General features: G+C 56.8%; 22 protein-coding genes and 1 riboswitch. Of the genes, 18 read left to right on the top strand and 4 right to left on the bottom strand.

Annotated features, from left to right (window positions below; all coding sequences use genetic code 11):
• The first annotated feature begins 305 nt into the window (after window positions 1-305).
• Window positions 306-632, top strand: coding sequence for a Dabb family protein (locus tag ACL2XN_RS16435; RefSeq protein WP_410012642.1), 327 nt, complete (start codon window positions 306-308; stop codon window positions 630-632).
• Window positions 633-645: 13 nt separating this feature from the next.
• Here the strand turns inward: ACL2XN_RS16435 and ACL2XN_RS16430 are convergent, their stop codons facing one another.
• Window positions 646-1,386, bottom strand: coding sequence for a UTRA domain-containing protein (locus ACL2XN_RS16430; RefSeq protein ID WP_410012641.1), 741 nt, complete (start codon window positions 1,384-1,386; stop codon window positions 646-648).
• A gap of 195 nt (window positions 1,387-1,581) precedes the next feature.
• Between ACL2XN_RS16430 and ACL2XN_RS16425 the strand changes: the two genes are divergently transcribed.
• From ACL2XN_RS16425 to ACL2XN_RS16395, 7 genes are read left to right on the top strand one after another with little or no spacing between them, the layout of a single operon-like run.
• Window positions 1,582-2,643 carry an ABC transporter substrate-binding protein gene (locus ACL2XN_RS16425; protein ID WP_413721832.1) on the top strand — a complete coding sequence of 354 codons (1,062 nt, stop codon included), beginning with the start codon at window positions 1,582-1,584 and terminating at the stop codon, window positions 2,641-2,643.
• 10 nt (window positions 2,644-2,653) lie between these two features.
• Entirely contained in the window at window positions 2,654-3,451 is a 798-nt protein-coding gene (locus tag ACL2XN_RS16420; protein ID WP_410012639.1) for an alkaline phosphatase family protein, read from the top strand.
• The gene (locus tag ACL2XN_RS16415; RefSeq protein WP_410012638.1) at window positions 3,448-4,287 is read left to right on the top strand and encodes an ABC transporter permease; all 840 of its coding nucleotides are present in this window, start codon (window positions 3,448-3,450) and stop codon (window positions 4,285-4,287) included. Before ACL2XN_RS16420 ends, ACL2XN_RS16415 begins: the two co-directional genes overlap by 4 nt.
• 33 nt (window positions 4,288-4,320) lie before the next feature.
• Window positions 4,321-5,106, top strand: coding sequence for an ABC transporter permease (locus tag ACL2XN_RS16410; RefSeq protein WP_410012637.1), 786 nt, complete (start codon window positions 4,321-4,323; stop codon window positions 5,104-5,106).
• A gap of 2 nt (window positions 5,107-5,108) precedes the next feature.
• Window positions 5,109-6,101, top strand: coding sequence for an ABC transporter ATP-binding protein (locus ACL2XN_RS16405; RefSeq protein ID WP_410012636.1), 993 nt, complete (start codon window positions 5,109-5,111; stop codon window positions 6,099-6,101).
• A complete protein-coding gene (locus tag ACL2XN_RS16400) occupies window positions 6,098-6,748 on the top strand; it encodes an HAD family hydrolase (protein WP_410012635.1) in 651 nt (216 codons plus the stop codon). Before ACL2XN_RS16405 ends, ACL2XN_RS16400 begins: the two co-directional genes overlap by 4 nt.
• A gap of 30 nt (window positions 6,749-6,778) precedes the next feature.
• The gene (locus ACL2XN_RS16395) at window positions 6,779-8,440 is read left to right on the top strand and encodes a Na/Pi cotransporter family protein (protein WP_410012634.1); all 1,662 of its coding nucleotides are present in this window, start codon (window positions 6,779-6,781) and stop codon (window positions 8,438-8,440) included.
• A gap of 54 nt (window positions 8,441-8,494) precedes the next feature.
• On the opposite strand, the gene lysC is transcribed toward ACL2XN_RS16395, so the two are convergent.
• Window positions 8,495-9,856: a lysine-sensitive aspartokinase 3 gene (gene lysC / locus ACL2XN_RS16390; protein WP_413729090.1), complete on the bottom strand. Its 1,362-nt coding sequence runs from the start codon at window positions 9,854-9,856 to the stop codon at window positions 8,495-8,497.
• Window positions 9,857-9,969: 113 nt separating this feature from the next.
• A riboswitch (Lysine riboswitch) is annotated at window positions 9,970-10,163 on the bottom strand.
• Window positions 10,164-10,349: 186 nt separating this feature from the next.
• On the opposite strand from lysC, the gene pgi reads away from it, so the two are divergent.
• From pgi to ubiA, 7 genes are all read left to right on the top strand, one after another.
• A complete protein-coding gene (gene pgi / locus ACL2XN_RS16385) occupies window positions 10,350-11,999 on the top strand; it encodes a glucose-6-phosphate isomerase (RefSeq protein ID WP_410012632.1) in 1,650 nt (549 codons plus the stop codon).
• A 476-nt stretch (window positions 12,000-12,475) separates the two neighbouring features.
• Window positions 12,476-12,838 carry an exopolysaccharide production protein YjbE gene (gene yjbE, locus ACL2XN_RS16380; protein ID WP_410012631.1) on the top strand — a complete coding sequence of 121 codons (363 nt, stop codon included), beginning with the start codon at window positions 12,476-12,478 and terminating at the stop codon, window positions 12,836-12,838.
• Between the two features lie 69 nt (window positions 12,839-12,907).
• Window positions 12,908-13,555, top strand: coding sequence for a YjbF family lipoprotein (locus ACL2XN_RS16375; protein WP_410012630.1), 648 nt, complete (start codon window positions 12,908-12,910; stop codon window positions 13,553-13,555).
• The gene (locus tag ACL2XN_RS16370; protein WP_410012629.1) at window positions 13,552-14,307 is read left to right on the top strand and encodes a capsule biosynthesis GfcC D2 domain-containing protein; all 756 of its coding nucleotides are present in this window, start codon (window positions 13,552-13,554) and stop codon (window positions 14,305-14,307) included. Before ACL2XN_RS16375 ends, ACL2XN_RS16370 begins: the two co-directional genes overlap by 4 nt.
• Window positions 14,307-16,394 carry a YjbH domain-containing protein gene (locus ACL2XN_RS16365; RefSeq protein WP_413729089.1) on the top strand — a complete coding sequence of 696 codons (2,088 nt, stop codon included), beginning with the start codon at window positions 14,307-14,309 and terminating at the stop codon, window positions 16,392-16,394. The genes ACL2XN_RS16370 and ACL2XN_RS16365 overlap by 1 nt, the downstream gene beginning before the upstream one ends.
• A gap of 185 nt (window positions 16,395-16,579) precedes the next feature.
• Entirely contained in the window at window positions 16,580-17,086 is a 507-nt protein-coding gene (gene ubiC, locus ACL2XN_RS16360; RefSeq protein ID WP_413727379.1) for a chorismate lyase, read from the top strand.
• A 54-nt stretch (window positions 17,087-17,140) separates the two neighbouring features.
• The gene (gene ubiA, locus ACL2XN_RS16355) at window positions 17,141-18,004 is read left to right on the top strand and encodes a 4-hydroxybenzoate octaprenyltransferase (protein ID WP_410016660.1); all 864 of its coding nucleotides are present in this window, start codon (window positions 17,141-17,143) and stop codon (window positions 18,002-18,004) included.
• A gap of 47 nt (window positions 18,005-18,051) precedes the next feature.
• On the opposite strand, the gene plsB is transcribed toward ubiA, so the two are convergent.
• Window positions 18,052-20,511, bottom strand: a complete 2,460-nt coding sequence (gene plsB / locus ACL2XN_RS16350; RefSeq protein WP_413727378.1) for a glycerol-3-phosphate 1-O-acyltransferase PlsB — start codon at window positions 20,509-20,511, stop codon at window positions 18,052-18,054.
• A gap of 125 nt (window positions 20,512-20,636) precedes the next feature.
• On the opposite strand from plsB, the gene ACL2XN_RS16345 reads away from it, so the two are divergent.
• The 3 genes from ACL2XN_RS16345 (at window position 20,637) to ACL2XN_RS16335 (ending at window position 22,349) form a co-directional block, all read left to right on the top strand.
• Window positions 20,637-21,005 carry a diacylglycerol kinase gene (locus tag ACL2XN_RS16345; protein WP_410012625.1) on the top strand — a complete coding sequence of 123 codons (369 nt, stop codon included), beginning with the start codon at window positions 20,637-20,639 and terminating at the stop codon, window positions 21,003-21,005.
• Window positions 21,006-21,125: 120 nt separating this feature from the next.
• Complete coding sequence (gene lexA, locus ACL2XN_RS16340) at window positions 21,126-21,734, top strand: transcriptional repressor LexA (RefSeq protein ID WP_410012624.1); 609 nt, start codon at window positions 21,126-21,128, stop codon at window positions 21,732-21,734.
• Between the two features lie 405 nt (window positions 21,735-22,139).
• On the top strand, window positions 22,140-22,349 hold the full coding sequence (locus ACL2XN_RS16335) for a CsbD family protein (RefSeq protein WP_410012623.1): 210 nt from the start codon (window positions 22,140-22,142) through the stop codon (window positions 22,347-22,349).
• A gap of 221 nt (window positions 22,350-22,570) precedes the next feature.
• On the opposite strand, the gene zur is transcribed toward ACL2XN_RS16335, so the two are convergent.
• Entirely contained in the window at window positions 22,571-23,080 is a 510-nt protein-coding gene (gene zur / locus ACL2XN_RS16330) for a zinc uptake transcriptional repressor Zur (RefSeq protein ID WP_410012622.1), read from the bottom strand.
• Window positions 23,081-23,215: the final 135 nt, after the last annotated feature.

The following is a 23,215-nucleotide window of genomic DNA, read 5'->3' as shown; positions in this document are numbered from 1 at the left end:
ATGAGTGTAATCAATCCCTATTATTGAGGCAACTCTGTGGACACCCTTCATGAAAAGGCACCCTGGCGTACGGGACCGCGCGCACAGACGGGATGGCGGACTTAGCATGACAAAATAATAAGCGGTAAGAGGGCAACTGATGAATCAACATGAACAAAAAATATTTCTGACGACGCTGGTGGCGGCCTTCAGATCGACACATCGTTATATGAAGCGCAATTATCCTTATGGCAAGTCCGGGGCGAAAAGCCCTCCTTCCCCCTGAACGGCGGCGTGGTTCAAGGGATGAAAAATCGGAGAGAACGATGATTGAACATAATGTCCTGTTCCGGTTCAGGCCGGCATTGGCGCCGGCGGAGATCCAGCAGGTCGCCGCGACGCTGCTGGCGATGGATCGGTATATTCCCGGCATCCTGAAGGCATCGTGGCATGACAATGCCAGCCGGGAACAACGGGATAAGGGCTTCAGGCATCTGCTCCGGCTTTTTTTTGCCGACAGCGCAGCCCTGGACCAGTACCTGGCCCATCGCCATCATCTTTACGTGTGTGAAAATATCCTGTTCCCGGTACTGGCGGACGGCGCGGGGTCCGTGCTGGTGTTTGATCTGTGGGGACATGAAAACGCATTGTGAATGACCCCCGGCGCTACTGCGCCTCTACGTCGATATGCAGGGTATCGTAGCGCCAGTACTCCAGGTCGCAGTCAATAATGCGGCCATACTGATCGCGATTGATACGGGTAATAAACAGTGCCGGGCTGTTATCCGCCAATTTCAGCGCCTGCGACGCCGCCTGCGGAAAGGTGGTGGGCAGCATGGCGAAACGTACTTTGCCGTAACGGATGCCATACTGGTTGGCATACAGTTCCGTAAGCGAGGATGTCAGATCCTCATGCAAAATCGCCGGGAAATACGCCGGATTCAGATAATGTTCCACGTAAAGCACCGCACGCCCGTCAATGCGCCTGACCCGGCGTATGCAATATACCCGTGAACCGGACGGCAAGGCCAAATGCGCGCATATCGCCGCCGGCGTCGTCATTTCGCTGGCATCCAATACCTCGGTGGCGGGTTTACGCCCCTGCTCGCGCACCATGGCATGGAAATGGCTGCGCGTCAGCGGGTTATAGATAATACGCGGCGGGCTGACAAACCAGCCGCGGCGTTCCTCGCGGTAAATCAGCCCCTGGGCTTCCAACTGCCCCAACGCTTCCCGCAGGGTAATGCGGGTCGTGGCAAATTGTTCGCTTAGCATCCTCTCGGCGGGCAAGCGATCGTTGTGCGTCAAGTCCCCTTGTGCAATCCAGCCGGCGATCGCCTGGCAAATCGCGGTAACGGTTTTTTGCCGGGACAGGCTGGCGCTGAAAGAAGCGCCATTATGCAGCATTTTTTTTACCGGCCTGCCTGTTCATAGTGCACATTTTTCTGCCTTTGCGGATGGGGTGGTAAAACCATAACAAAAAATCGGCTAAAAGAATTACTGACATCAAATATTCATCTTACTTCGGTAGATTGGCTTGGTTCTTGCTGGACTAGACCAGTAGAGTTCGTCACCTTCATTCCTTCACCCGGAGCATCATTTATGAAACTTCTGTTCGCTTCTGTGTTAACCACCGCCATCCTGATGGCAAGCCCGGCCGGTTTCGCCGCGCCCGCGGATGTCGCGGCCCTGGAGAAAGCGGCGCGCCAGGAAGGCGAGGTCAATAGTGTCGGCATGCCTGACAGCTGGGCAAACTGGAAGGATACCTGGGCGGATCTGGCCGGCAAATACGGCCTGAAGCATAGCGATACCGATATGAGTTCAGCGCAGGAGATCGCCAAATTCCTGGCTGAGAAAGGCAACGCCAGCGCGGATATCGGCGATGTGGGATCGTCCTTTGGGCCGGTGGCGGTACAAAAAGGCGTAACGCTGCCTTACAAACCCAGTACCTGGGATCAGGTTCCCGACTGGGCGAAGGACAAAGACGGCCATTGGGCGCTGGCGTATACCGGCACCATCGCTTTTATCGTGAACAAGCAAACGGTAAAAGAAACGCCGCATAGCTGGGCCGATTTGCTGAAAGGCGATTATAAGGTGACCGTCGGCGATGTCAGTACCGCGGCGCAAGCGACCAACGGCGTGCTGGCGGCGAGCTATGCCATGGGCGGCGATGAAAAGAATCTGAAGCCGGGCCTGGAATTTTTTGCCAAGCTGGCCAAGGCGGGACGCCTGGGACTGAACAACCCGACTATAGCGTCGCTGGAAAAAGGCGAAGTGGATGTGGGCATCGTCTGGGATTTCAACGGCCTTAATTACCGCGACACCATCGACAAGACCCGTTTTGATGTATTGATCCCCTCCGATGGCTCCATTACCTCCGGCTATACCACGATTATAAATAAATATGCCAAACATCCCAATGCGGCCAAGTTTGCGCGCGAATATATTTTCTCCGATGCCGGACAGATCAACCTGGCCCGGGGCTATGCCCGCCCGATCCGCGTGGAAAAGCTGACGCTGCCGGATGACGTGAAAGCCAAGCTGCTGCCTATCGAACAGTATAAAAACGCCCATCCCATCGCCGATCCGGTTGCCTGGGAAAAGAGCGCCAAGGAACTGCCGCGCCTGTGGCAGGAGAATGTCATGATGGTCATGCCGCAGTAAAGGAGGCGTGATGAAAACCCTGCTGGTGATACTGGACGGACTAAGCTATCCGGTGGCCTACGACGCCATGGGATATCTGCACGCTGAGTGCGCGGCGGGGCATGGATGCCTCTATCAACTGGACTGCGAGCTGCCGTCATTATCGCGACCGCTCTATGAGTGTATCCTTACCGGCGTGCCGCCGGTGGCGAGCGGCGTCGTGCATAATAACGTGGTGAGGCTTTCGCATCATCGCAGCATTTTTCATTTTGCCCGCGCCGCCGGCCTTACCACCGCGGCGGCGGCCTATTATTGGGTGAGCGAACTGTATAACCGCGCCCCCTTCGATGCCGTGCGCGATCGCCATACCGTCGCGCCGGAGGCGGCTATCCAGTACGGGCATTTTTATCATGCGGACCATTATCCCGACTCCCATCTGTTTGAAGATGCGGAAAGCCTGCGCCAGCGCCACCAACCGGATTTCCTGCTGCTTCATCCCATGAATATCGACGACGCGGGCCATCGCTTCGGCCTGTCGTCGCCGCAATACCGTAATATGGCCCGCACCGCGGACGGCCTGTTGTCGCAATATATGCCCGCGTGGCTGGCAGCCGGTTATCAGGTGATCGTCACGGCGGATCACGGCATGAACGACGATCGCAGCCATGGCGGCATCCTGCCCGAAGAGCGCCAGGTGCCGTTATTTGTGTTCGGCGCGGCTTTTAGCCAGGCGCCCGCCGCGCCGCGCCAGACGGAACTGTGCGGCACCCTTTGCAGCCTGCTGGGGGTTGAACACGATCGGCCGGCCTGCGCGGAGCTGTTGAAATGAAGGCCAAATGGCTGGCGGTATTGGTCATGCTGCCTTTTGCGCTGGTGTTCTGTGCTTTCCAAATCGCGCCGCTGGCGTGGATGGCGGTGCATAGCTTCAACAGCGACATCGAAGGCTGGGGGATGGATAACTATCGGCAAATCCTCGGCTCGCCGTTTTACCGGCAGGCGATCTACTTCTCCCTGCAAATCACCTTCTGGTCCAGCGTATTCGGGTTGCTGATCGCCCTGGTGGGCAGTTACTCGCTGCGCCAGCTCGGGGTGACGCGCCTGCGCACCGCCGTGATGTCCTTTACCAATATGACCAGCAATTTTACCGGCGTCCCGCTGGCGTTCGCTTTTGTCATCCTGCTCGGCACCAACGGCTGCGTTACGCTTATTCTGCGCCGTTATGGCTGGCTCGGGGACTTCAGCATCTATTCCAAAACCGGCCTGATGGTGCTGTACACCTACTTCCAGATCCCGCTCGGGGTGCTGTTGCTGTATCCGGCCTTTGACGGCCTGCGCGAGGACTGGCGCGAATCCGCCGCGTTGCTGGGCGCGGGCAAGGTGCGTTACTGGCGGCATATCGGCCTGCCGGTGCTGGCGCCGGCCCTGCTGGGCACCTTTGTTATCCTGTTGGCTAACGCCCTGGGCGCCTACGCCACGATTTTTGCCCTGACCAGCGGCAATTTCAACGTTATCCCAATCCGTATCGCCGCCCTGGTGGCGGGCGATCTGGAACTTGACCCGAATATGGCCAGCGCGCTGGGCATGTTCCTGGTACTGCTGATGGTGTTTATCACCCTGGTTCATCGCTGGGTGATGCGCAGGAGCTATACCCATGTACGATCCTGATAAGTTAGTTGGCGGCAAAACGGGAGGGGGTTGATGACGCGTGCTGAAAACATTTATCACCGCGCCGTGGTCGCGGTGCTGCTGTTTATCCTGCTGCTGCCTTTGGTGGCGACGCTGGTTTACGCTTTTTCCAGCCAGTGGGGGTCGACGGTGTTGCCGGAAGGGTTCACCTTAAAATGGATGGCCCAGCTCTGGCAGGATCCGCGTTTCCTGACGGCGCTGTGGCATTCGCTGCTGATTTGTTTTGGCGCGCTGGCCCTTGCCGTTGTACTGGTATTGCCATTAATGTTTGTGATTGCTTACTATTTCCCGCAGCTTGATGCCCTGATGAATATTCTGATCCTGCTGCCGTTCGCCGTGCCGCCGGTAGTGTCGTCGGTGGGCCTGCTGCAGCTGTATTCCGACGGTCCGCTGGCCATGACCGGCACGCCGTGGATTTTAATCGGCTGTTATTTCACCATCGCGCTGCCGTTTATCTATCGGGCGATCACCAACAATATGCAGGCCATCCACCTGCGTGATTTGATGGATGCCGCCCAATTGCTCGGCGCCAGTACCTGGCGGGCGGCGCTACTGGTGGTGCTGCCCAACCTGCGCAAGGGCTGCATGATTGCCGTATTGCTGTCGTTCTCGTTCCTTATCGGCGAGTTTGTCTTTGCCAACCTGCTGGTGGGCAACCGTTTCGAGACGCTGCAGGTCTATCTTTATAATAGCCGCAACGGCAGCGGCCATTTCACCAGCGCCCTGGTGATCTCCTATTTCCTGGTGGTCTTGCTGCTGACGCTGGTGGCGAATTCCGTGAATAAGGGCAAGGAATAATCATGTCTTATCTGGCGGTAAAACAGCTTAATAAACATTATGGTCCGACCCAGGTGTTCGAAAATATCGATTTCGATGCTGCGGAAGGCGAATTTGTTACCCTGCTCGGGCCGAGCGGCTGCGGCAAGTCTACCCTGTTGCGTTGCCTGGCGGGCCTGACGCCGGTGGACAGTGGGCAAATCTTGTTGCAAGGCGCGGATTTAGTGCCGTTGTCGCCCCAGGACCGCGGTATCGGCATGGTATTCCAGAGCTATGCGTTGTTCCCGAATATGACGGTCACCGGCAACGTGGCCTTTGGCCTGAAAATGCAAAAGCTGGCGGCGACCGAGATCACGCGCCGCGTCAACGAGGTGCTGGAACTGGTGGAACTGCATGAGTTCGCCCACCGGTATCCGCATCAGCTCTCCGGCGGCCAATGCCAGCGGGTGGCTCTGGCGCGTTCGCTCGTCACCCGTCCCCGGCTGCTGCTGCTGGATGAGCCGCTATCGGCCCTGGATGCCCGCATCCGCAAGCATTTGCGCGACCAAATCCGGCGTATTCAGCAAGAATTGCGGCTGACCGCCATTTTTGTTACGCACGATCAGGAAGAAGCGCTGACCTTATCCGACCGCGTGGTGCTGATGAATAAAGGTAAAATCGTGCAAAACGGCAGCGCCGAAACGCTTTATACCCAGCCGGTGGACGCCTTTGCCGCCGGGTTTATCGGCAGTTATAACCTGTTAAGCCCGGATCAGGCCGCGCTGTTGACCGGGCGCGGCTGGCGGGGCCGGGTCGCCGTGCGGCCTGAGTCTATTATGCTGTTGCCGGCCGGGCAGGGCATTAGCGCGCGCGTCGACGGCCACAGCCTGTTGGGTAATGTGATCCGTTATCGCGTGTCGGCGCAGGGGGTCGAACTGCTGGTGGATGTGTTGAACCGATCGGTGGCCGATCTGCACCCAAATGGCACGCCGGTTGGTCTACAGTTAGATATAACGACATTATGTGAGGTGGCATGAGCCTGGCGTTATTTGATTTGGATGACACACTGATTGATGGAGACTGCGCCAGCCTGTGGAGCCAGTACATGCTGACGCTGGGCTGGGCGCAACGCGACGGATTTGTGCAACGGGAACAGGCATTAATGCTACAGTACCGGCAGGGGACATTATCCATGGAAGAATATATGTCGTTTACCCTGGAGCCGCTGATCGGCCGTTCTACGGATGAAGTGGCGCAGTGCGTGGAGGCCTTTATCGACGAGGCGATCGTTCCCTGCATACGTGAGCCCGCCCGGCGCTGTATCGCCGAACATCAACGCCGCGGGGATCGGAACGTTATTATTTCGGCGTCCGGCGAACATTTGGTGACGCCGATTGCGCGCCGCTTCGGCGTCGCTGAAACCTTGTCGATACAACTTGAAGTTTATGACGATTCTTATACCGGTAAAACCTGTGGCGTATTAACTTATCGGGAGGGGAAAGTGTCCAGGCTGCTGGACCTGATCGAGGGCAAGGAGTCAATGTTGGCGCAGGCCAGCTTTTATTCCGACTCGTGTAATGACCTGCCGTTATTAAGTCAGGTGGGTTATCCTTATGCCGTTAATCCCGACGGTATCCTGCTTCGGCATGCACAACAGGCTGGATGGCCGGTTTTGCAATGGTAAATAGTGGGTCATCAAGGAGTTGTAAGAAGCGTGTTAACATTGTTGCATCTGCTTTCCGCGGTAGCGCTGCTGGTTTGGGGGACGCATATTGTCCGTACCGGGATCATGCGTGTCTACGGTGCCCGCCTGCGGCAGGTGCTGAGCAGAAGCGTAGAAAAAAAACCGATGGCGTTCATGGCGGGCATCGGCGTTACGGCGCTGGTCCAAAGCAGTAACGCCACGGCAATGCTGGTCACCTCGTTTGTCGCCCAGGGCCTGGTGGCGCTGACGCCGGCCCTGGTGATTATCCTGGGCGCCGATGTCGGTACCGCGCTGATGGCCCGGGTGCTGACGTTTGACTTATCCTGGCTCTCCCCCCTGCTGATCTTTATCGGCGTCTGCCTGTTCCTGAGCCGTAAGCAATCGCGCGTCGGCCAGATAGGCCGGGTGTGTATCGGCCTGGGCCTGATCCTGCTGGCGCTGGAGCTGATTGTCGCCGCCTCGACCCCCATTACCCAGGCCAACGGCGTCAAGGTGCTGTTCTCATCACTGACCGGCGATGTGGTGCTCGACGCCCTGCTCGGCGCGCTGTTCGCCATTATCAGCTACTCAAGCCTGGCGGCGGTGCTGCTGACCGCGACGCTGACCGCCACCGATGTGATTTCCTTTAAGGTGGCCCTGTGCCTGGTTATCGGCGCCAACCTGGGCAGCGGCATCCTGGCGATGATCAACGCCAGCGGGCAAAACGCGGAAGGCAAACGCGTGGCGCTGGGCAGCCTGCTGTTCAAGCTGGTGGGCGGCTTGGTGGTATTGCCGGCCATCTCATTCCTGGCCGGCCTGCTTGGGCGCCTGCCGGTCAGCGCCTCGGAGCTGGTGATCTATTTCCATGTTTTTTATAACCTGATTCGCTGCCTGCTCCTGGTGCCGTTCGCCGGGCCGATGGCGCGCTTATGTACACAATGGATCGGCGATACGGCGGTCGGCGACGTGGGCGTGCGCCCGCGTCATCTGGATACCAGCGCCCTGGATACGCCCGCGCTGGCGCTGGCCAATGCCTCGCGGGAAACACTGCGCATGGGCGATGTGGTGGAAAGCATGCTGCTGCTGCTTCGTGAAGTGCTGCACGGCCAGCCGAATAAAGACCGGGAAATACGCCGGCTGGATGATGATGTCGACGTGCTGTACACCGCCATCAAACTCTATCTGGCCCAGATGCCGAAAGAGGATCTGGAGGAAGCGGATTCCCGCCGCTGGGCCGAGATTATCGAAATGGCGCTCAACCTGGAACAGGCCGGGGATATTATCGAGCGCATGGCCGGGGATGTGGCCGCCAAGTCTCTGGCCACGCGCCGGGCCTTTTCCACCGAGGGGCTGCAGGAGCTTGATACGCTGCACGAACAGCTGATGTCCAACCTGCGCCTGAGCCTGTCGGTGTTCCTGACCGGCGATATCACCAGCGCGCGGCGCCTGCGCCGCGCCAAACATCGGTTTCGCATTACCGACCGGCGCTATGCCCATGCCCATGTGGATCGCCTCCATCAGCAAAATGTGCAGAGCCTGGAAACCAGTTCGCTGCACCTTGGGCTGCTCGGGGATATGAAGCGGATGAACTCCCTATTCTGTTCGGTGGCCTATAACGCGTTGGAACTCAATGAAGAGGACGAGGCGGAAGAGAATGAGGAGCGGCGCGACAAGGCATCCACCCCGCTCTAAAGGCCCGTCATCCCTGGTTGGTCCGGGCGCCCGCGCGCCCGTGCGGGGATAACGTCAACCAAACAGGTTGTGGTGCAGGGTCTTGACCACTTGTTCCGCGTCCTGTCCCGGCACCAGCAGGCACAGGTTATGGCTGCTGGCGCCATAGCAGATCAGCCGGATATTAAACGGGTCCAGTACGCCAAATACATCTTTACCCACCCCGCAGGCCTGGGAGAGCTTATTGCCGATCAGGGCGATCAGCGCCAGGTTCTCTTCAACCTCCACCCGGCACAGGGATGAGAGTTCCGTCAGCAGGGACGTGGTCAACAGGCTGGCGCTGGACGAAGTCGATCCCGTGGTGTCCATGGTCAGCGCCACGCTCACCTCGGACGTGGTAATCAAATCCACGGAAATATAATGGCGCGCCAGGATATTGAACACTTCGGCCAGGAATCCGCGCGCCTGCAGCATATTCAGACTGTGCAGGGTCAGCAGCGTTTGCCGGCGGCGCAGGGCAATGGCGCGGAACAGCGGTGGATTGGGCGTTTTATTGCACACCAGGGTGCCGCCGGCATGAGGGTCCTTACTGGACCCGACAAAAACCGGAATATCGCTGCGCACCGCCGGCAACAAGGTGGCCGGATGCAGGATTTTGGCGCCGAAGGTGGCCATTTCCGCCGCCTCCTCGAAACTGATTTCATCAATGCGCTTGGCCTCGGGCACGACGCGCGGGTCGGTGGTATAGATACCGGGCACATCGGTCCAGATGTCGATGCGCTGGGCCTGCAGCGCTTCGCCCAGCAGGGCGGCGGTATAATCGCTGCCGCCCCGTCCCAACGTGGTGGTGCGCCCTTTGGCCTCACTGCCGATAAAGCCCTGGGTAATGATCAGCGCCGCGTCGATGCGCGGCAGCAGCAGGCTTTGGGTTAATTCCTTCAGGACGGCGATCTCCGGCTCGGCATGGCCGAAACGGTCATTGGTACGCATCACCTTGCGAATATCGAACCATTGGGCCTGCGCCTGGCGCTGGCGCAGCACCTCAACGAACAGCAGCGTCGACATCAGTTCGCCGTGGCTGACCAGCTCATCGGTCAGGGCATGGGATGTGGCGAGGCCCGCCGCCTCGGACAGCATGGCGATATTATCGAGCATGCGGTCAATTTCCTCGCGAATCACCCGCGAATCGGCCAGCCGGTCGATAATGGCATACTGGATGCGGCGGATTTCATCCAGATGAAAGGCGCGGCGCTCGGGTTCTTTGCCTTCAGCCAGCGCCACCAGCAAATTGGTGACGCCCGCCGAGGCGGACAACACCACCAGACGGACGGCGGCATTGGACAGCACGATATCCGCGCTGCGGTTCATCGCGTCGTAATCGGCGACGCTGGTGCCGCCGAACTTCGCCACGATAGGGGACTGTATTGATTCTGCCATGCTATTAATGCCTCTAATGCCTCGTGTCAGGATGCCATCCTTGATGACAACATATTAAGCTTTTGGCACGAGTCAGGGGCGGGAAACAGGGAGCAGGCGTAGAAGACTACGGTACACCCAGAAGCGCCCCACCGTGCCTATCGCCAATGGCGAAAATGCCGGTGACAACCCATGGGATTCAGCCCATGCGGCCGGTAACGCCGGCCCGTTTGCCGTACGCTGCCTCGGCGTCGCTCCCCCTTGGGTTTCATCAGCGGAAAACGGATCCTCCGAAACCTTGCCTGGGCGACGCGCCTCTTCTGGTTCACGCAACGGGTGCGCTACTAGGACCTTACAAATAGCGGGTAATTACCCCGGTGTCAACGGGCAGCGCATGATGCAAACGCATTTATCCTGAAAAGAGGGCAATCGCAAGAAAAGGGGTCGCAACTCGTGAGCTACGCGATACAATCATTGTCATCACGTCTTTTTATTCTCAATAAGAGCGTTGCCTATGAAAAACATAAACCCTAGCCACACCGCGGCCTGGAAAGCGCTGCAGCAGCATTTTGAACACATGAAGGATGTTACCATCAGCGAACTGTTCGCCAGGGACAACTCCCGTTTCGACACCTTCTCCGCCACCTTTGACGACCAGATGCTGGTCGATTATTCCAAAAATCGCATTACCCATGAAACGCTGGAAAAATTGCAGGCCCTGGCCCGGGAGTGCGATCTCGACGGGGCTATCAAGTCGATGTTCTCCGGTGAAAAGATCAACCGCACCGAAGATCGCGCGGTGTTGCACGTGGCCCTGCGTAACCGCAGCAACACGCCGATCCTGGTGGACGGCAAAGACGTGATGCCGGATGTGAACGCGGTATTGGCCAAGATCAAGCAATTCTGCCACCGGGTCATCGGCGGTGAATGGAAAGGCTATACCGGCAAAGCGATCACTGACGTGGTGAATATCGGTATCGGCGGCTCGGATCTCGGGCCTTATATGGCGACCGAAGCGCTGCGCCCGTTTAAAAACCACCTGACCATGCACTTCGTATCCAATGTCGACGGCACCCATATCGCCGAAACGGTCAAGCACCTCGACCCGGCCACCACCCTGTTCCTGGTGGCGTCGAAAACCTTTACCACCCAGGAAACCATGACCAACGCCCACAGCGCGCGCGATTGGTTCCTGCAGACCGCCGGCGATGAAAAACACGTCGCCAGGCACTTTGCCGCCCTGTCCACCAATGCCAAGGCCGTGGGTGAATTCGGCATCGATACCGACAATATGTTTGAGTTCTGGGACTGGGTCGGCGGCCGTTATTCCCTGTGGTCGGCCATCGGCCTGTCCATTGCCCTGTCCGTGGGTTTTGACAATTTTGAACAGCTGCTCAGCGGCGCCCATGCCATGGATCGTCATTTCCGGGACACCCCGGCGGAACAAAACCTGCCGGTGCTGCTGGCCTTGATCGGCATTTGGTATAACAATTTCTACGGCATGGAAACAGAAGCCATCCTGCCCTACGATCAGTATATGCACCGTTTCCCCGCGTATTTCCAGCAGGGTAATATGGAGTCCAACGGCAAGTACGTGGATCGCAACGGCCATCCGGTGGATTACCAAACCGGCCCGATTATTTGGGGTGAACCGGGCACCAACGGCCAGCATGCCTTTTACCAGCTGATTCACCAGGGCACCAAAGTGGTTCCCTGCGATTTTATCGCCCCGGCGATAAGCCATAATCCGCTCAGCGATCATCACGCCAAGCTGCTGTCGAACTTCTTTGCGCAAACCGAGGCCCTGGCGTTTGGTAAATCTTTGCAGGTGGTCGAGGACGAATTCGCGGCGGCGGGTAAAACCCCGGATCAGGTCGGGCACGTGGCGCCTTTCAAAGTCTTCGCCGGCAATCGGCCGACCAATTCCATACTGCTCAGGGAAATCACCCCTTACAGCCTGGGCGCGCTGATTGCGCTGTATGAACATAAAATCTTCACCCAGGGCGTTATCCTGAACATCTACACCTTTGACCAATGGGGCGTGGAACTGGGTAAACAGCTGGCGAACCGGATCCTGCCGGAACTGGCGGCCGATGACCGGGTCACCAGCCATGACAGCTCCACCAATGGCCTGATTAACCGCTTTAAAAACTGGCGCGGCTGATACGCGCCGAAGGCCTTGCAGGACGGCCAGGGAACGGCCGCCGGGAGGCCGGCATACCCGGCGGTTGCGCTGCTTTCGCCGGGTGTTGCAGAAAACAGCCGTGGTGTTAACTGTTTGTTACTTGGCGGCTTTTTGGCACTCTTTAAGGATTTTCCTAAAAAACTAACCGCGCCTGTTTTCAGAATAAGGCGCATCGTTGCGGGCAGGGAATATAAAAACCGGCTCTAAGGCCTTATTTTAAAACACGCAGACGGCTTATATACTTTTGGGCGTATAAGCCTCCTCATTGAGGTACTGACAGCGGAATTATCTGATTTTGCCCCTTGGCGTGAACTTCTCATTCACCGAAAAATTGTGCCCTAAATCGCATTACTGGTGATTAATTTTGCTTTTATGCAACAAAAAAGGGCATTTCACTACTTTGCCGCGTACCAATGCGGTGTCGCGCATTTTTTCGGCTAAATCAGGGATGATGAATGCAAGATATATTTTATTGCATTATATTCCTTTATGATGCTTATATAAGGCAAATCATCATTTCATTGCTTTATAGTCATCATCCTCATGAATCAAAGGTAATAAATATGAATAAACTGTTTAGTGTAGTAATGGCTGCAATGTTGATGGCTAGTGGTTCTTATGCGTTAGCTGCCACGCCGGGTAACAGTAGCGGTAACACCGAGACTGCTTCTGGTCTGAGCGCCGGGGCTGCCACGGCAGTCGGCGTTGGTGCGGTCGCACTGTTAGCTGGAGTGGCCTTAATCGGCGCTCATAATGACGATAACGGTGACGGTAATGGCAATACCGGTACCGGCACCACCACCTCAACGGTGCAGTAATAATAACTATTCGATAACCACACGCAAGTGTGGTTATTTTTTGGTCTCCTTTCGTTTGGGATAAACGACGTGCGCTATTTATTTATGGTGGTGGTGTGCTTTCTGGTGGCCGCTTGCAGTCAGTCGCAACAAGGTATTGGTGAAACATTCAAACTGGCGCTGTTCGGCACGCCGGACGTTGAGTTAACGCCGGAGCAGGTCCATGACATTCCCTACGCCAGTATTTACGCGCGCATCAATGACGGCGCGCAGATCTTCATGGTCTTGGCTTATGCCGAAAACGGCGATTTAAAATGGGTTTCGCGCGATAAAGCCATGCTGGTGACCCGCAATGGTCGCCTGATCAAAACCCTGGGCCTGCCCGATAATCTCCTCGAAGTCACCAACCTGGCCTCCGATCCGCTGGCCCACGCTCAAAGGATTACCGACGGCACTGAATGGACCCGCATCCAGTCCTGGACGGAAGATAAACAACTACGTTCGGCAACCCTGACCTCCCGTTTCACCCTGGCGGGCACCGAGACTATTACCGTATTGAATGCGCCGCACGCCTACCGCGTCATCAATGAGGATGTTACGGTGGCCGAGCTCAACACGCATTATCAAAACCGCTTTTGGATCGAACCAGGCACCGGCGCCGTGCGCAAAGCCCAACAATATGTCGGGCCGGGTAATTTCCCGATTGAAACCATCACTTTAAATCCTTATAAGCCATGAAAAAACAACTCTTACTCGTAGTGAGTTTATGTGCTGGTTTTATTGCCTCCGCCGCAGCCGACAGTCGTGTGGCGGTTTATTCTCCAGGTCAATCGCAGCCCGTGGTCCTGACGGGGATTAATACCCTCCAGCAGCTGACCCTGGATCCGAAACTGGCCGGGCGTACCTGGTGGCCCGGCACCGTTATCGCGGAAAACCTGGCCACCGCCGTCCAGCAGGAGCAACAGCGGCAATTGCTGGCGCGCCTGAGCGCCCTGAGCGCCGATTTCCGCCAGGACAACGACTTGGATCTGGCCGATGCCGTTGATCGGGTGCGCGGCCAGATCGCCGCCCTGAAGGTGACCGGGCGTCAGTTCGTCTCGCTGGACGCGGACGTGATTCGCCTGCAGACCGGCGCCAACCGCAGGCTCGTGGGCGACTACAGCCTGTATACGCTGGCTAAGCCGACCAGCGTTTATGTGTTCGGCGCGGTGACGCCCACCGGTTCACAGCCGTTTCAGGTGGGTCGCGATGCGGATGATTATCTGCAGACCCACCAGCGCCTGAGCGGAGCCGAAAGAAGTTATGCCTGGATAATCCTGCCGGATGGGCAGGCCAAATCGGTGCCGGTGGCCTACTGGAACCGGCGCCACAATGAAGTGGCGCCGGGCAGTGCGATTTACGTGGGTTTTTCCTCGTGGTCATTGCCGCGGGCCTATCAGGACGTAAACGAAAAAATTGTTTCCTTGCTGACACACCGGATCCCTGACTGATGAAAACACAATATCTATTAAGTCTCATCGCGCTGTCAGTGGCCTCCGCTTGCCAGGCGGCCTCCTATACCGAGCCGCTGGGGCCATCGCAGATGGATATGGGCGGCGCCGGATTATTGCAAACCCCCTCCGGGCGCATGGCGAAGGACGGTGAATTCAGCCTGAACTACCGGGATAACGATCAGTACCGCTTTTATTCCATCAACGTGCAGCTGTTCCCCTGGCTTGAAAGCACTATCCGCTATACCGACGTCCGTACCCGGCAATACAGCGGCAATGAGAACTTCAGCGGCGATCAAACCTATAAAGATAAGGGCATCGATTTCAAGCTGCGGTTATGGGAGGAAGGATACTGGCTGCCCGAGACATCGGTGGGTATCCGTGATTTTGGCGGTACCGGCCTGTTTGACAGCGAGTTTATCGCCGCCAGCAAAGCCTGGGGCCCCCTGGACTTCACCCTGGGGCTTGGTTGGGGCTACCTGGGCAATAGCGGCAATGTGAAAAACCCGTTCTGCGAAGTTTCCGATGGCTACTGTACCCGCAATAATGCCCACCGCAGCGCCGGTTCATTTAACGGCGGCGACTTCTTCCATGGCCCGGCCTCGCTGTTTGGCGGCGTGGAATACCAAACGCCGTGGCAGCCGCTGCGCCTTAAGCTGGAATATGAAGGCAATGATTACGAAGGGGATTTTGCCGGCCGGCTGAAGCAGGACTCGCCGGTCAATGTCGGCGCCATATACCGGCTTGGCAAATGGACGGATCTTAACCTGAGCTATGAACGCGGCAATACCGTGATGTTCGGCGTGACGCTTCGCACCAACTTTAACGACCTGACCCAGCAGCACCGCGACAGCGAAAAACCGGCATATGCGCCGCAGCCGCAGACCGACATGCTCCAGCATCAGGTGGTGGCGCAGCAGCTGACCGATATGGACAGCAACGCCGGTTTTGCCGGCCCGCATATCCAGGTTAAAGATCGCACCTTGTATATGACCGGCGAGCAGTATAAGTACCGGGATAATGCAGAGGGTGTCGATCGCGCCAATCGGATCCTGGTCAATAACCTGCCGGAGAATATCGATAAGCTGAAGGTGACCCAGACCCGGCAGAACCTGCCGCTGGTGACCACGGAAACCGACGTGAAGAGTTTGCAAGACACGCTGGCGGGCTACCCCCTGGGGCATGAGCAGCCGCTCAAGCAGCGCCGCACCGAGCCGGATGTGCCGAAAAACGCCGAACAGGGTTACTATATCGAACGGGACCGCCTGCAGCTTGGCTGGGCGCCGGTGCTTAACCAATCGTTCGGCGGGCCGGAATCGTTTTATATGTATCAAATCGGCGTCGAAGGCTCGGCCAATTATTGGCTGACCGACCACTGGGTGACTTCCGGTACCCTGTTCGGCAATATCACCAATAACTATGACCGGTTTAAGTTCACCGCGCCGCCGAGCGACTCGCATTTGCCGCGCGTCCGTACCCGGATTCGGGAATATGTGCAGAACGATGTTTATATCAGCAACCTGCAAACCACCTATATGGATCGCCTGGGCGACGGCTGGTACGGCCAGCTCTACGGCGGCTACCTGGAAATGATGTACGGCGGCGTCGGCGGTGAAGTACTGTATCGCCCGCTGGACAAGAACTGGGCGGTGGGTCTTGACGGTAACTACGTCAAGCAGCGCGACTGGGACAATATGATGCAGTTCGCCGACTATACCGTGGCGACCGGCAACCTGACCGGCTACTGGCAGCCCGGCTTTTTGGACGGCGTACTGGTTAAAGCCAGCGTCGGACGATACCTGGCCAAGGATAAGGGCGTCACCTTCGATGTCTCGCGCCGCTTCGACAGCGGGGTCACCGCCGGCGCCTTTGCCACCTTTACCAATGTCTCCAAAGAGGACTATGGCGAAGGGTCGTTTACCAAAGGATTCTATCTCTCGATTCCGTTGGATCTGCTGACGCCGACGCCGAACCGCAGCCGGGCGCAGCTGAACTGGATCCCGCTGACGCGTGACGGCGGCCAGATGGTCGGCCGGAAATACTATCTGTACGGTCTAACCGAAGAACGTTCGCCGGCGCTGGAATAGCGGCGGGCAGATCTGATTTTAACGGCCTCCCTGCGGAGGCCTTTTTTTTGCCGCCGGCGCCTTAGCGCCCGGCGACCGGTATATTGCCGCCTGAAGAAACGCATTCTTCCCGCATCGGCAGGTTAATAAAATGGCGTTCTGAGCTACAATATCGGAGCTGACCACCTGAAACCATGGGGAACAGGATGACGGACGATCCCTCTATCGCCTTATTGGCATCCATCACCTGGCTGACTGACCAGGATCCGCCGCCATCGCCCGCCCTGGCGGACTGGTTGATGGAACAAGGGTCGATGACCCGGCGCCTCGAGCGCCATTGCCGGCGGGTTACCATCCGCCGCGGCCGCGAAGGTTATTTCCCGGCCCAGGCGCTGGGAGACGATATCGCTCTGTTGCCGCCAAGCGATCGCTACTGGCTGCGCGAAATCGTCTTATGCGGCGATGAACGGCCCTGGCTGGCCGGCCGCACCTTGGTGCCCGAAAACGCCATGAACGGAGCGGAGTGGGCGCTCACCACGCTGGGAGATATCCCCCTGGGCCGCTGGCTGTTCCGCGGCCGGGCGCCGGAGCGGGACTTTATCCAACTGGGCCGCGCTGACGGCCTGTGGGCGCGGCGCTCCTGCCTGCGGCCGGACGGTAAGCCGTTATTGCTGACCGAACTGTTTTTACCCCAAGCCCCGCTGTATTGTTAAGCGCCGTGCGAGAATGATGAAGTAAAGGAGAAATAAGTGGAACAAAGCGCCACGATGGGCAAATGGCAGGCCTGGTGCCGCCTGATGCGCATTGATAAACCCATTGGTTCTCTGTTATTGCTTTGGCCGACCCTGTGGGCTTTATGGCTGGCGGGAAGCGGCACGCCCGCTTTCGGCACGCTGGTGGTATTTGTCCTCGGGGTGTTTTTCATGCGCGCCGCGGGGTGTGTCGTCAATGATTATGCCGATCGCAAGATAGACGGCCACGTCAAGCGTACGGCATCCCGCCCTTTGCCCAGCGGTCTTATCAGCGAAAAAGAAGCCAAGATCATCTTTGTGGTCCTGGTGGGGGTGTCGTTTGGGCTGGTGCTGACGCTTAATACCATGACCATTGCGCTATCGGTGGCGGGACTGGCGCTGGCCTGGGCGTACCCCTTTATGAAGCGGGTAACCCATCTGCCGCAACTGGTGCTGGGCGCGGCGTTCGGCTGGTCGATACCGATGGGCTACGCGGCGGTCAGTGAGTCCTTACCTCTTTCCTGCTGGCTGCTGTTTGCCGCCAATATCCTCTGGACGGTGGCGTACGATACGCAGTACGCCATGGTGGATCGCGATGACGATATCCGTATCGGCGTCAAATCCACCGCCATCCTTTTTGGGCGCCATGACAAACTGATTATCGGCCTGCTGCAAGCGGCGACGCTGCTGTTGCTGGTCTGGCTGGGAATACGGTCTGCGCTGGGGGTGATGTTCTATACGTCCCTGGCGCTGGCGGGGGCGTTATTTGTCTATCAGCAAAAACTGATCGCGCGGCGGGAACGGGATGCCTGTTTTAAAGCTTTTTTAAACAATAACCTGGTGGGCATGCTGATTTTTATCGGTATTGCCCTGAGTTTTTTCGGCCAGGGCCGTTTATAGCAGCGCGGTAAAGACGGGCGATGCGTCGGCATACGCCCGTTGCTTTCTTACACCGTGGACGGGGAGGCGTCTTCCGGCGTTGCGGCCAGCAGGCTGGCGCTGTTAATGGTCAGCTGTACCTCCGGCGTCATCAGTTCGCTCAGGATTTCGCTCATCTCATTGACCTTCTCGCCGATGGCATCGCCGGTGTCGCTAATATAATGTTCATCCCGCAGCGTCGCCACCAGGGTGGAGAATACCGCTTTATCAAAAAACTCCGGCGCGTTGATGCCATGCAACACCGAAAGTCGCTGGGCCATAATCCGGCTTTCCTTCTCCAATGTGCCGCGATTGATCCGGGGATTAAAACGCAGCAATGAAAAGGTAATGGCATACCGTTGCAATGTCTCGCGCACGCCCGCCGCCAGCAGTTGCAAGGTAAATGATTGCGGAGGGTTCAAGAACAACCGCCCCTCGCGCTCGGCAATCAGCTCCTGGCGCGACAGTTCCCCGATGAGCGCGTCGATGACCGGGCCGAGCTGCGACGTCTCGTAGCGCATGAACAGCTCGGCTTTCATCAGTGGGTAAAGCAAATCGATACGGCGTGCCAGCTGCGCGCGATCGATGCCGGGATGGCCGATAATGATACTGGCGACCAACGCGGGCAGGATAAACAGATGCTGGATATTATTGCGGTAATAGGTCATCAGTACCGCCTGCTCGCGGGACAGGTAGATGATATCGCCAATGGTATCCTGCTCGACGCTGAATTTGTTCATCGCCAGGGCATGCTCCAACAGGTCCTGCGCCGTGGTGTCCGGCACCGTGACGTCATCGGCGTAGGGCACATTGCGCATCAGTTCCAGATAGCAGGCCAACTGCTGCAAAAGCTGCTCGCGGGTTAACGAACGCTGGCGGGAGGCCAGCAACACCGTGGAACACAGGTTGATGGCGTTTGCCGCCGCGGCGTTATTAATGCGCACCATGATTTTCGCGGCGATGTCATCCACCGCCGGCGCCAGCCAGCCGGGACGCTGGGCTTCGATGGGGTCGATGGAATCACGCCAGTGCGGTACCTGCTGGTTAAGATAGGCGCTTAACGACAGCGGCTCGCCAAAATTGACATAACCCTGTCCCAGGTTGCGTAACTTACGTAAACCGCGCACCATCTGCACAAAGCCTTCTTTTTCCTTGGTGGCGCCCCGTAATTCCTTGGCGTAGGTCGCCACTTCCATAACATGTTCATAGCCGACATAGATGGGCACCAGCGTAATAGGCCGGTTGCCGCCGCGCAGCATTGCCTGGATGGTCATGGTCAATGTGCCGGTCTTGGGATCGAGCAGGCGCCCGGTACGCGACCGCCCGCCTTCCATAAAATATTCCACCGAATAACCCCGGGTAAATAACTCACCCAGATATTCGCGGAATATGGTGGAGTAAAGTTTATTGCCCTTGAAGGTACGCCGGATAAAAAACGCGCCCAGCCGACGAAAAATCGGACCCGCCGGCCAGAAGTTCAGGTTAATGCCGGCGGCGATATGCGGCGGCACCAGCCCCTGATGATACAGGACATAGGACAGCAGCAGATAATCCATATGGCTGCGGTGACAGGGCACATAGACAATCTCATGGCCGTCCTCGGCCAGTTGCCGGACGCGTTCGGCATTGCGCACGTGCAGGCCCTGGTATAGCCGGTTCCAGGTCCAGCTTAATACCCGATCCGACAAGCGCACGGCTTCATAGGAAAAATCCGCCGCAATTTCTTCCATCAGCTCGATGGCGTTTTGCTGCGCTTTATCAGTCGAGATTTTTTTGGCGCGGGCTTCGTCCTCCACGGCTTTTTCAATCGCCTTGGACGCCAGCAGCTTATTGAATAAATCCTGGCGGACAGGCAGCCGCGGCCCCACAGCCACCAGGCGTTGGCGGGCAAAATGAATCATGGCGACGCGTGCCAGCTTCTGCGCGATGGTTTTATCGGTGCCATGCTCGGTCGCCATATAGCGCATGGACAGCGGACGGGAAAAACGCACAAAGCTGTCGCGCCCCAACCACAAGACGGCGATAAACTTCTGGAAACCATTGAGGAGGCGCAACTGGGGCGCCGGCTGGTTCTGCTGCGCTTCACGGCCGGGCGATCGTCCGAACATAACGGATACCGGCACCATCTGGACATCAAGCTGCGGATTATTGCGATGTAAATCCAGATAATCGTGAAACAGCTTCACGGATTCCAGTTTTTCGGAAAAATAGCGAAAAATACGGGGGCCATCGTGGATAAAGACGTAGCGCGGCAAGACGACGCCGTCGATCTCCAGTGGTATCAGCGGATCGGACAACCCAAGTTGCAGACATTGCGCGCGCAGGGTGAGCAGGTCCGTCTTGGAGTTATAGGGCAAAACATACATCATTGGCCGCAGCGGGTCCAAGCCGGCTTCTTGCCGGGGATTGGCGGGAATGGCTTTACTCCGCACCAGTAGCCTGAGCGGTAAATTCAACAACGTATAATAAATAGTACGCCAGCCTGACATATCTTCGTGAAGCCTCTTGTTAGCATTGCGCCACAAGAATACCAGAAACCGCGCGACAGATCTGTGGTGATGCGAACGAGAAGAAACGGTAATATAGGCACAATTTTTCTTTAGCGCGCAAAATTATGGCAAACCAAACCAACGGACTTCGGCGCATCTTTAACGCCATGGGCTATTCCATAAAAGGATATCGCGCCGCCTGGCGGCATGAAGCCGCTTTTCGCCAGGAAGTGGTGGTTGCCGTGGTGGCGATTGCCCTTGCCTGTTACCTGGAGCCAGAACCCGTGGCGCGGATTTTATTGATCGGTTCGGTATGGCTGGTGCTGATCGTTGAGATCGTGAATAGTGCTATTGAAGCGGTGGTGGATCGCATCGGGCCGGAGCTGCATCCACTTTCTGGCCGGGCGAAGGACCTGGGCTCGGCGGCGGTGACCCTGGCCATTGTTTTGGCGCTGTTCGTGTGGATAACGCTGTTATGGCGGTATATTCCTTAAAATGGCCGGCGCGGCCGGTCGTCGGCAGGGTTTTATCACATTTTGCAACGCTTGTGGTTTTCAATTGCTGCGGACCTGTATATACTCACAGAAAGACTGTATAAACAAACAGGGGACGGAATGAAAGCATTAACCGCCAGACAACAAGAGGTATTTGACCTCATCCGCGATCATCTTGCGCAAACCGGCATGCCGCCGACCCGGGCGGAAATCGCGCATCGTCTGGGATTTAAATCCCCTAACGCCGCCGAAGAGCACCTTAAGGCGCTGGCGCGCAAGGGCGCCATTGAAATCGTTTCCGGCGCCTCGCGCGGCATCCGGTTATTGATAGAAGAAGAAACCGGCCTGCCGCTGATCGGCCGCGTGGCCGCCGGAGAACCCCTGCTGGCCGAACAGCATATCGAAAGCCATTACCAGATCGATCCCGATCTGTTTAAGCCCCACGCGGATTTCCTGCTGCGTGTCAGCGGCATGTCCATGAAGGATATCGGCATCATGGACGGCGATCTGCTGGCGGTGCATAAAACCCAGGATGCCCATAATGGTCAGGTCGTGGTGGCGCGAATCAATGACGAGGTCACGGTAAAACGCCTGAAAAGACACGGTAACATCGTTGAGTTGCTACCGGAAAACAGCGAGTTTTCGCCCATTATTGTCGATTTGCGCGAGCAGGAAATGTCCATCGAAGGTTTAGCGGTCGGCGTTATCCGCAACGGCAACTGGATTTAACTCACGGTGCTCCATGGCATCCTGAATATCCCTTATCCCGCGTCAGCGAGAATTTTATGGCGGATAACCGGCGACGCGGAATGCGGGTTCGCCGCCATAAAAGTGCCGCGGCGCGTCCGCTGCCGCTAGCGGTATTTATATTTAGTTACAATTAGCGGTGTACGGGCTGATACCTTCTACCTACTGTTTTATTTCACCTTATAGCCCATACGGCGTTTATAACCCTGCCAATATGGTCTAATCATCTGCTGAATAAACCTTATGCCAAATCCCCTGCTATACTTTAGACATAGGGTTAACTTATGACATGCAGGTTTTGGGACGCAATACGTGTCCTCGCTATGCGCTAACAAAACCTGGAGTGGCAGATGTTGACTGAGAAACCGATAACCAAGGAGAACTCCGATGAACAAAGATGAAGCCAGCGGTAATTGGAAACAGTTCAAAGGTAAAATGAAAGAACAATGGGGTAAGCTTACTGACGATGATCTGACGGTAGTTGAAGGTAAACGCGATCAGTTAATCGGTAAGATCCAGGAACGTTACGGTTACGGCAAAGAAGCCGCGGAAACGGAAGTAAAGGACTGGGAAACACGTAACAAATATCGTTGGTAATGATTTTTGGAAATCATGACTAATGCATATTCACTGTGCGGTTATGGCTTCCTTAAGTGTTCCTACCCAAAGGTACAAGGACGTACCACCTATTTTATATGATCCTATCAGCATTCCCCTGTTTTGCCGCCTCTCCAATGTATTAACCAAACGCGTTATCTCACTTCAGCCATAATAAACGTCATTTGCTCCCGGGTTCTTGTAAAAGCCAAAATGGGACGCTAGCGTTTCTTTATCGCTACGCTATGATCGTGTCCGCAGTCCTGGGGATTGTCACAAGCTTGCACTTCGGCGCATAAGGTACAAAATCCGTGTGCCTCGACGACATTATGGCGCATGGCGAAACCCGTGGCTTGCGCCATTTTTTGCAAAATATCTTCAATGCCTTCGGTTGATTGTTCAGTCACCTGGCCGCAGCGATCGCAGATAAAGAAGGCGGAGGTGTGACTGGGCTGCTCAAAATGGTGGCAAAGAACAAAGCTGTTAGTGGATTCCACTCTATGGATAAAACCTTGTTCCAGAAGGAAATCCAGCGCGCGGTAAATTGTCGGCGGCTTTGCCTGCGGTTCCGTCGCCCGCAGCAGATCAAGCAGGTCGTAAGCACTGATCGCGCCATCCTGCTGTGTCATCAGGCGCAACACTTCAAGTCGCTGTGGCGTCAGGCGCACGTTGCGTTGCTCACATAATTGTTCAGCCTGGCTGAGCAATTGAGACTGATCGGTGGTATTCATAGCGTTTCCCCCACTGCTGATTTCCGCCCTCTATCTTATCATGAAGGCGGAAAAACGCCGAATATTGGCGTGTTTTAACCCATATTGTCACCGGCAAAAGGGTGAGGGGACGGGGATCGGGGGCAGGTTTCTTTA

It is taken from the genome of Sodalis sp. RH22, from assembly GCF_047324165.1.
In the GTDB taxonomy this organism is placed as follows: domain Bacteria; phylum Pseudomonadota; class Gammaproteobacteria; order Enterobacterales; family Enterobacteriaceae; genus Acerihabitans.
Note: the sequence above shows the minus strand (reverse complement) of the source record. Positions and strands in the feature narration are given on the sequence as shown.